Source organism: Pedobacter rhizosphaerae (genome assembly GCF_900111155.1).
In the GTDB taxonomy this organism is placed as follows: domain Bacteria; phylum Bacteroidota; class Bacteroidia; order Sphingobacteriales; family Sphingobacteriaceae; genus Pedobacter; species Pedobacter rhizosphaerae.
Genome location: NZ_FOGG01000040.1, coordinates 1 through 9,647 on the forward strand (window position 1 = coordinate 1; position 9,647 = coordinate 9,647).

The 9,647-nt window shown below is 39.4% G+C and carries 9 protein-coding genes; 3 read left to right on the forward strand and 6 right to left on the reverse strand.

What is annotated here, in order from left to right:
* Positions 1 to 662 precede the first annotated feature (662 nt).
* The 3 genes from BMX11_RS20945 (at position 663) to BMX11_RS20955 (ending at position 2,365) form a co-directional block, all read left to right on the forward strand.
* Positions 663 to 875 (forward strand): alkylphosphonate utilization protein, encoded by a 213-nt coding sequence (locus BMX11_RS20945; protein WP_090888443.1) that lies wholly within the window; start codon positions 663 to 665, stop codon positions 873 to 875.
* 95 nt (positions 876 to 970) lie between these two features.
* Positions 971 to 1,369, forward strand: coding sequence for an META domain-containing protein (locus BMX11_RS20950; RefSeq protein WP_090888445.1), 399 nt, complete (start codon positions 971 to 973; stop codon positions 1,367 to 1,369).
* 75 nt (positions 1,370 to 1,444) lie between these two features.
* Entirely contained in the window at positions 1,445 to 2,365 is a 921-nt protein-coding gene (locus tag BMX11_RS20955; protein ID WP_090888448.1) for a YihY/virulence factor BrkB family protein, read from the forward strand.
* A 65-nt stretch (positions 2,366 to 2,430) separates the two neighbouring features.
* Here BMX11_RS20955 and BMX11_RS20960 read toward each other — a convergent pair whose 3' ends face one another.
* From BMX11_RS20960 to accC, 6 genes are all read right to left on the reverse strand, one after another.
* Positions 2,431 to 3,021, reverse strand: coding sequence for a porin family protein (locus tag BMX11_RS20960; protein ID WP_090888451.1), 591 nt, complete (start codon positions 3,019 to 3,021; stop codon positions 2,431 to 2,433).
* A gap of 28 nt (positions 3,022 to 3,049) precedes the next feature.
* Positions 3,050 to 3,340, reverse strand: a complete 291-nt coding sequence (locus BMX11_RS20965) for a hypothetical protein (RefSeq protein ID WP_090888453.1) — start codon at positions 3,338 to 3,340, stop codon at positions 3,050 to 3,052.
* Positions 3,341 to 4,011: 671 nt separating this feature from the next.
* Positions 4,012 to 4,473 (reverse strand): DUF4268 domain-containing protein, encoded by a 462-nt coding sequence (locus BMX11_RS20970; RefSeq protein WP_090888456.1) that lies wholly within the window; start codon positions 4,471 to 4,473, stop codon positions 4,012 to 4,014.
* A 74-nt stretch (positions 4,474 to 4,547) separates the two neighbouring features.
* Positions 4,548 to 7,199: a glycoside hydrolase family 78 protein gene (locus BMX11_RS20975; RefSeq protein ID WP_090888459.1), complete on the reverse strand. Its 2,652-nt coding sequence runs from the start codon at positions 7,197 to 7,199 to the stop codon at positions 4,548 to 4,550.
* A 228-nt stretch (positions 7,200 to 7,427) separates the two neighbouring features.
* Entirely contained in the window at positions 7,428 to 8,018 is a 591-nt protein-coding gene (locus BMX11_RS20980) for a riboflavin synthase (RefSeq protein WP_090888462.1), read from the reverse strand.
* A gap of 25 nt (positions 8,019 to 8,043) precedes the next feature.
* On the reverse strand, positions 8,044 to 9,558 hold the full coding sequence (gene accC / locus BMX11_RS20985; RefSeq protein ID WP_090888465.1) for an acetyl-CoA carboxylase biotin carboxylase subunit: 1,515 nt from the start codon (positions 9,556 to 9,558) through the stop codon (positions 8,044 to 8,046).
* Positions 9,559 to 9,647: the final 89 nt, after the last annotated feature.

Genomic DNA, 9,647 nt, shown 5'->3' on the forward strand with positions numbered 1-9,647 from the left:
GCCCCTATTTTTTTTCCTTTTTTTCCAGTTTACCGGACAACACTGACTCAACATTAATTAAACCGAGTCCAAGACTCTCCTCCATTAAACAATCCGTAGAACTCCTGCGGAACTCGACGTACAGGATTGAAAAAGCTCTGTTTGGATACAAAGAATACAGACCACAATACCAAACGACCTGCCCTGTCCGTAGAGTTAAGCGCAGCGCCTCTACGGATTACAACATACCGTTGAGTTTCAGAACTCAACATTACTTAAACCGAGTCAAAGACTCTCCTCCATTAAACAATCCGTAGAACTCCTGCGGAACTCGACGGACAGGATTGGAAAAATATGCCTTTAAAACTCTAGGATGAACTTTTTTAACTAATTCAGAATTTTACCGGACAACACTGGGTTTGAAATAGAAAGAGAATGGAGAAGGTAAAATAGTAGTTTGCGATCATTTGTCTCCCTTTGAGCCATTGTGGTAAAAATTGTTATTTGCCGGAAAATTGTGAATACGCTGAATGAAAGGCTTAGGTGTCGAAGATTACTTAGGTGGTTAAATACTTAAGAATTTAGGTGCCGCCCACCTGCTTTTCTCTGAATAACCAGTTCATCTTTCTGGCAAAAACACCAAATTCTCAGCTAAAATCTTACTTTCGCAGAAAAATCAAAACATGGAAACTAAAGACAGCAACGGTAACATCTTAAACGAAGGAGATTCGGTAACGGTAATTAAAACCTTAAAAGTTAAGGGTATGGCAGCTGATATTAAACAGGGTACAGCCGTAAAAAACATTCGGTTAACAGATGACCCCAAGGCCATTGAAGGTAAAGTAAACGGGACAGTGATTGTATTAAAAACAGAATTTTTAAAGAAAAAGAATTAATATTCAGAGCCTTTGAAGGTTGATAGGCTGCAAATTTGCACTTAACAGCCTCTTGGATTAATTTTTGATGGGTAAATTAAAAATTATCTAAAACCATGAAAAACTTAATCATCTTTGCTTGTATCCTTTGTCTATTCAGTTCATGCTTAGAGAAAATTGATCCTGCAAAACTGACCAATACCAAATGGGAATTAACAGAAATGCCCGGCTCAACCCTACCTGCTAATGCAAAAGCGACGTTAAATTTTGGTGATAGCTTACGCGTAAGCGGGAAATCTTTCTGCAATAACTATGGTGGCAAGGCCGAAATTTCAGGCAATACTGTAGCACTGAAAAATGTATATGGCACTAAAATGTTCTGCCAGGAAACCGCAACAGCAGAAAGTGCCTATCTTACCGCACTCAACCAGGTAAATGCGGCCAAATTAAAGGGTGGAAAATTACAACTTTTGAATGGGGATAAAGCTTTACTGGTTTTTACTCAGTCGAATTAACGATATTTAACAAAGATGGAAAGTCCGAACAAACTATTTTTAGTATTTTCGGACTTTTTAGTTTATTTATAAGGGATGCTGTTAAAACTTAAAGAAGAATTAAAATTCTTTTTCTCTACCGGGAGAAAAGCTTTTGTCTTATTTCAAAAAAATGATCCCTTAAGACTTGCCGGGGCCACTGCTTTTTTTACCAATTTTGCCCTTCCGCCTATTCTCATCATCCTCATTCGATTATTCGGTATGTTTACCGATAGGCGAATGCTCGTTACCCACTTATTTGAAAGACTGGCTAATATTTTAGATGATGATAGTATTAAACAAATCAGGTTAACACTAAGAAATATTCGGGGTATAGATCAGGCCTGGTATGTTACCTTATTCAGTTTTGTGTTCTTCCTTTTTGTAGCCACTACGCTTTTTAATGTTATCAAAAATTCTTTAGAGCAAATCTGGAATATTGGCTATAAACATAAGAAAGGGATCGTTAACACTTTAAAATCGAGGGCAATTTCAGTAACAATCATTCTTTTCGCAGGAATTTTATTCTTTATTGGTTTGCTGGCCGATAGTGTTCAGGCTTATATTGGTTCTTACTTAAAGAATAATTCGCCTTCCTTTAGCTTAATTCTAACCTCAATTCTCAACCAAATTATATTTGTAATTATTGTAACCACCTGGTTTACCATGTTATTTAGATTTTTAACCAATGGGAGACCAACCTGGAAAGCGGCCATCTCTGGTGGATTATTAACGGGATGTTTATTTACGGCCGGCAAGTACATCTTAAGAATCTTACTGCCACTAAGTAACATCAGCAATATTTACGGATCAGCAGGCTCCATAATCGTTATTATGTTATTTGTATTCTACTCCTCCTTAATATTTTATTTTGGAGCATCTTTTATTAAGGCATTGAGCGTGCAAAGAGAAACTCCCATTATACCTAAAAATGGTGCTTTTGCCTACGAGCTTACAGAAGTAGCGCTCCAGAAATAAAGATTAAAAAACAAAGGGCAAATGAATGATCATTTGCCCTTTGTTCTATTGGTTTAATGGTGTGTTTATAAAATCCTGTAACCTAAACCTACGGTGAATAAGTTCAGTTTAGTTCCCGGATAACCAGATTTATTAATTTTAGACAAACCTAATTCGTATCTGGCATCAACACTAAGTTTCTTAATGTCTAATCCAGCTCCGAACTGCCACGCAACAGCCTGATCTTTAAAATCAGCTTTAAAAACATTACCCGCAGCCTGACTAAAGCTTTGATTCTCATCTAAGATGAAAGAAAACATCGGCCCGGTATTGATTCGTAATCCCACACCCACTGCTCCAAATTTGGTTCCAACCAATAGAGGCACATCTAAACTGGTAAAGCGTACACTGTTTACTTCGCCAGTAGCATCGCTAACCAAGTTGGTCTTCTTGCCCGAAACATAAAGTTCTGGTTGAAAATGAAGTCCCGCTGCACCAATTCTTGCCCATAAGCCACCGTAAAAACCAGCACGGTTTTCACTGCTAAAAGTGTTTTCGCTATTAAATTTAGAAAAGTTAGCTCCAGCTTTTAAACCCAGTTGGAAAGATGGAAGTACTTGCGCACTGGCGAAAAAGCAGGCGACTACACAGACAATTGTTAGCGTAAGAGATTTCATAATTTGGGATGATTAAGTAATAAATTAATTATTTATTATTGAATGCCTCTTGTTCTTTCAGGGCATCAACATTATTTTTATTACCAAAGTTCTGAGTTTTATTTGCAAAATCCTCTAAAATTCCAACAATTGTATCTAAATTGTCGGCTAACCTCTGGTGAATATCAGGCAAATCTTTTTCTAATCGACTGTCGCCCAGTTCAATATTATCTACTTCGATTTTACCAATTTTTTGAATAAGTGCCTGCTGAGAATTCTGTAAGTCTTCTAATTCACGCACTATCTTTTCCATTAATTCAAACTTCTTTAAAGTATTCATAGGTCTTATTGTTAAGTTAATACTGTTTCAGTAATAAACCCCTGAGCCCTTATTTTGTTTGAAAAGCTAAAATAGTTTAACATTCTGCCGGTGTCACCCTTATTAATAAATCCCTAGCACGCTCGTCACCCTGCTTTTTTTTCAGCGCCTTTATGGTAATTCCTGATAAAGATGCTGAAACAAGTTCAGCAGGACGATTTGGGATGGGATTTCTTTAATAAATCCCTAGCACGCTCGCCAACCTGAATTTATTTCAGCGCCTTCTTATAAGTTTTCTCTAAAGATGCTGAAACGAGTTCAGCAAGACGATTATGGACGGGATCTCTTTAATAAATTCCTAGCACGCTCGTCACCCTGAATTTATTTTACTGCGTAGCTCTACGCTGCGCTTCGGGTCAGGGCCTTTATGGTAATTCCTGATAAAGATGCTGAAACAAGTTCAGCAGGACGATCAGGGATGGGATTTCTTTAATAAATCCCTAATACGCTCGTCACCCTGAATTTATTTTACTGCGTAGCTCTACGCTGCGCTTCGGGTCAGGGCCTTTATGGTAATTCCTGATAAAGATGCTGAAACAAGTTCAGCAGGACGATTTGGAATTTCAGCAGGACGATTTGGGAGTTCAGCAAAACGGAATAAATAAAAAAGATTAGCTAGATGGGAACTTTCATCAACGCAAATCTTCAAAAACGGGCTTAACATTATCCCAAAAATCATCTAAAGCAATTATGCGGGGCTTAAAAAAGGAAATTAAATCTGGCCAATATTGCTGATTATAGATATTTACGCCGTTTAGTGTAGTTGAAATCTGGCTTACAGTTTTGCCATAATCATCAGTAGTATCTTTAATCCAGTCCCAATCTTCTCCCAGCGTATTTCGGAGCATGAGTTTAAACTCTTCGAATTGTTCCAGAACCAGGTGTCTTACGCCTGCATCAGGATGTGCCAGCTGAATCATTATTATGGCCTTCTTATTATCCACATCCATTTTAAAATAAATATGTTTAACACCGGTTTTATAGTTGATCCAGTTTACAGCAGCGCCACTGGCAGCAGGAACAGGTTTCATATATTGCCCAAAACTGATCCAAAATTGCTGTCTTAATCTCGCTGCCTCTTCTTTGCTGTACATTCTTATCTCTCTTTTTAAGGCAAATCATTGATCAAATCATCAATAATTTGCCCTTTTGCTGCAATATTAAGTGATTAATATTTAGATTCAAAATGATAGGTTCCCGATCCAATTTCTTCCCTTTTATTGGTTTTTGGGAGTAGAATTGTGGCTTTTGCATTAGCAGGAATGATTACATCTAATTTAAAAGTTCCATCAGCCAGCGTCCACGAAGATTTTACTGTACCATATACAGTCTCCAATTCTCCTGAGGCGCTGGTTAATTTGCCTCCTGGTTTCGGACTAATTAAAATATACTTATAACCAGGTTGATCAACTACCGGGTTAATCCCCACAATATTCTTATACATCCAATCGCCAATTGCGCCATAAGCATAATGGTTAAATGAGTTCATATCTGTGGTTTGAAAAGTGCCATCTTGTTTTATACCATCCCAACGTTCCCATATGGTGGTAGCACCTTGTTTTACAGGAAAGAGCCAGGAAGGATATCCTTCCTGCAACAATAAATCATAAGCAACATCATCATGTCCAAATCGGCTCAATACATGGCATAGATAAGGAGTACCTAAAAAACCAGTGGTTAAGTGCGTGCCATAATCCCTAACGTTTTGAACTAATCGTTGAGCTGCCTGCTCACGCATTTTTTCGGGTAGCATGTCAAATTGAAGGGCTAAAACATAAGCTGTTTGCGTATTTGAAACCGGTTTTCCATTAGGTGTAACATATTCAACCAGATACGCCGCTTTAATTTTATTGAGTAACTCGCTATACTGTTTTACCTCCTCTGCTTTTCCCAAAACATGGGCTGCATTAATTAAAAGTTGAGTAGAGTAAGCATAGAATGTTTGGGCAATCATATACTTATCAGTTACTGCCGCCCTTCCATCGTTATCATCATTAGGACGATAAAACAACCAATCTCCGAAGTGAAAACCGCTATTCCAGAGGTTATTCTGAGCCACTGAAGAAATATAATCTACCCACTTCTTCATACTTCCATACTGATTTTCCAAAATTCCCTTATCGCCATAAGCAATATACATGTTCCATGGAATAATGGTAGCAACATCTGCCCATCCGGCAGAACCTGCATCCCTGGCATTAAGTACATTTGGCACCACAAACGGCACACTACCGTTGGGTAACTGGTCTGCACTCACATCCTTCATCCATTTGGTAAAAAACGCTGCCACATCCATATTATAGGCTGCAGTAGCGGCAAAAGCCTGTGCATCGCCAGTCCAGCCTAAACGCTCATCCCTTTGCGGACAATCGGTAGGAACATCTACGAAGTTTCCTTTTTGCCCCCATTGGATATTATGCTGCAATTGATTGAGCAAAGGGTTTGATGTACTAAATGTTCCAGTAGGTTTCATGTTTGAATAAACGGCAACAGCTGTTAAATCTTCTGCCTTCAATTCTCCCGGATAACCCTCCACTTTAACATATCTAAAGCCCTGAAAAGTAAAATGAGGTTCGAAAACTTCTTCGGCCACACCTTTCAGAATGTAAATATTTTTTTGTTTTGCTGAACGCAGATTGGCTGTGTAAAAATTACCTGCCTTATCTAAAACTTCCGCATGGCTGAGGGTAATCTGAGTTCCTGCCGCCCCCCGGGCCTTAAGTACTACCCAGCCTACCATGTTCTGTCCAAAATCTACAACGGTTTCACCAAGCGGCGTTTTAAAGATTTTTAAAGGTTTTAACACCTCATGTTTGGTTACCGAAGGACCACTCATACCCACCAGTTTCTCTGTTCCCTTTGCCATGATAGCGGCTGGCTTCCAGGCTTCAGACTCCTCATAACCTGCCTTATCCCAACCTGTTAGCTCTTTTCTGGCATCATAAGTTTCCCCATCATAAATATTGGAAGCCAAAACAGGCCCGTTAGTACTTTTCCAGGTTTCATCCGTATTAAAAATTTCTTTTGTACCATCAGTATACACTACTTCTAACTGGAGTAATAGTCCCCTGGTGTCTCCATAGAATTGTTTTTGGTTAGAAAACCCTATTCTTCCTTTGTACCATCCGTCGCCTAAAAGCGCAGCAATAACATTTGCTCCTTTATGCAATGATTTAGTTAAGTCATAAACCTGATATTGGATGTGATCTTTGTAGCTGGTCCAACCGGGAGTAAAATAATCATCACTTACCCTGGCCCCATTCACATGGGCTTCATATAATCCCTTTGCCGTTACATAGGCCGTTGCCGACTTGATGTTCTTACTCAGGTTAATCTCCTTTCTGAAATATGGGCTAGCCAAAGCAGTATCCTTACCAGCTACGGTAATCCACTTTGCGGTCCAATCGTTAGGTTTTAACCCGGTTTGAAAATATTGAACAGGCGACCAATCAGAGGTTTTGCCATGATTGTCTGTCACCCTCACCTGCCAGTAGTATTTTGTTTTGCTAGCCAGCTCTGGTCCGTTATAAGGAATGAGAACCGACTGGTCAGCATTTTGTTTTGCCGACCAGAAAATATTCTTCGTGATTTTTTCTGTACTTCCGAGCCTGATTTCATACCCGCTTTGCATGGTATTTTTAACTGAAGAGCTGAGTTTCCAACTGAATCGAGGTTTAGGATTATCGATACTAAAAGGATTTACTAAATGGTCAACAGTTAAATCTTTAACAGCGATTTGCTGCGTTAATCCCTTAGATAAAAAAGTAAAAAATAAGGCACAGGTTAATAAAGTCCTGGTGAGGTAGTGGGCTTTGTTCATATCTGGTTAGGGTTAAATTTTTAGTCTTAACAATGCTATAATCAGAAATATAATTCAAGCAACTATCCTGTACTGTTATGAAAAATTAAGCGTTGATTTAACGGATAAAGAAAGTTTTTTGATCATTTCTTTGGCATTTCCGTCACTCTTCCCCCTATATTCCCACACTCTTCAACTTTTCATTGTCAACTTTTCACTTTCAACTTTCTACTTTCAACTTTCAACTTTCTACTCCCTTCCCCCCATCAACCTCGCTACGTATTTACCAATGATATCAAATTCTAGATTTACCGTATCACCTACCTGAACATCTTGCAAATTGGTATGCTCAAAAGTGTAAGGAATAATAAAAACTGAAAATTCGTCAATTTCAGAATTCACTACAGTTAAACTGATTCCATTAACGCAGGCAGATCCCTTTTCTACTGTTACATTACCTGCCGCAGCATCGTACTTAAACCTATATTCCCAACTACCATCTAGCGCTTCCCGTTTCACACAAACTGCAGTTTGATCTACATGTCCCTGTACAATATGTCCGTCTAAGCGGGCATTCATTTGCATACAACGCTCCAGATTCACCTCGCTACCTACCTTTAAATGGCCTAAATTGGTTTTGTTAAGCGTTTCATCAATGGCTGTAACCGTGTGTGTTTTATCGTCTAATGACACCACCGTAAGGCATACGCCATTATGGGCAACACTCTGGTCTATTTTGAGTTCGTGGCTGATAGCCGATGATATGGTAAAATGAATGTTGGTATGATCGTGCTTAATGGCTGTAATTTCGCCTAGTGTTTCTATAATTCCGGTAAACATTTGAAAGGTATTTTTTACGCTTGTATTAATATTTTTGTCTGTTTTTTTTCCAATTGGAAGAACTATTTGCAGTAGGGCTTACGCTGAGTACTGGTTTCTCCTTTTGAAATAACCTGGCAGCAATAACAGCTGCTATTAAAGCTTCTGTTTCATCTTGAGCTTTTAAGGATTCGGGGCTAAAGTATTTACCCACGAAATGGGTATCAAAATTTCCCGTTTTAAAAGCTTGGTGCTGCATTACAAATTTACCAAAGCCCAGGGTAGTTTCTATCCCCGTAATCTCATATTCTTCAATTGCCCTCAACATTCGTTCAATAGCCTCTTCCCTGTCTTTACCATAGGTGATGAGTTTAGCAATCATAGGATCATAATAAATAGGGATTTCCATTCCTTGCTCAAAGCCATCATCTACCCTCACTCCATTTCCTTTGGGCGTTTTATAAGTTTTTAAGGTGCCTATATCAGGTAAGAAATTATTTTTGGGGTCTTCGGCATAAACACGAAGTTCTATCGCATGACCGCTAATTTTCAGGTCTTCCTTTGTAAAGCTCAGCCTTTCTCCTGCGGCCACCCTAATTTGTTCCTTTACTAAATCAACTCCGGTAATCAGTTCCGTAACCGGATGTTCTACCTGCAAGCGGGTATTCATTTCCAGAAAGAAGAAATCAAGGTTTTCATCCAGGATGAATTCTACTGTACCTGCACCAGTATAATTAACAGATCGGGCCACATCTACCGCACATTGGCCCATTTTAGTTCTAATTTCTGCTGTAAGTATAGATGAGGGTGCTTCTTCTACCACCTTTTGATGCCGACGTTGCACCGAACATTCACGCTCAAAAAGATGCACAATATTGCCATGTGAATCGCCCATAATCTGGATCTCAATATGCCTTGGAGAAGTAACATAGCGTTCGATAAAAACAGCCCCATCGCCAAAGGCCGAGGTTGCTTCACTAACGGCAAGTTGCATCTGTTCCTCAAAATCTTCTACACGTTCTACAATCCGCATTCCTTTTCCCCCACCTCCGGCGGCAGCCTTAATGAGTATTGGAAAACCGACCTCCACTGCCCGCTCCTTGGCTTCATCTACATCTTTTACTGCCTCCTCCGTACCTGGCACCATGGGAATCTGGTATTTCAACGCCGCAGCCTTGGCAGAAAGTTTATTTCCCATAACCTCCATTGCAGCAGCAGACGGACCTACTAAAATCAATCCTGCGTTTGCAACCATCTGGGCAAATGAGGCATTCTCAGAAAGGAAGCCATAACCGGGATGAATGGCTTGTGCTCCGGTTTGAATGCAGGCGTTGATAATATTCTCTCCTACCAGATAACTTTGATTAGAGGCCGCCGGACCAATACAAATGGCTTCATCAGCATAACGCACATGAAGTGCATCACGATCTGCCTCTGAATAAACGGCAACCGTTTGAATACCCATTTCCTTAGCTGAACGCATAATACGCAGGGCAATTTCTCCCCTATTTGCTACTAAAAGTTTGGTAATGGGAAATGTAGTTTTAGGATTTTGAGACATGGTTTTTCAGTTTTCAGTTAGCAGTTTTCAGTGGGCAGTTTTCAGTTGGCAGTATGCATTTGACACAATTAAACAGTTTAACAATTAAG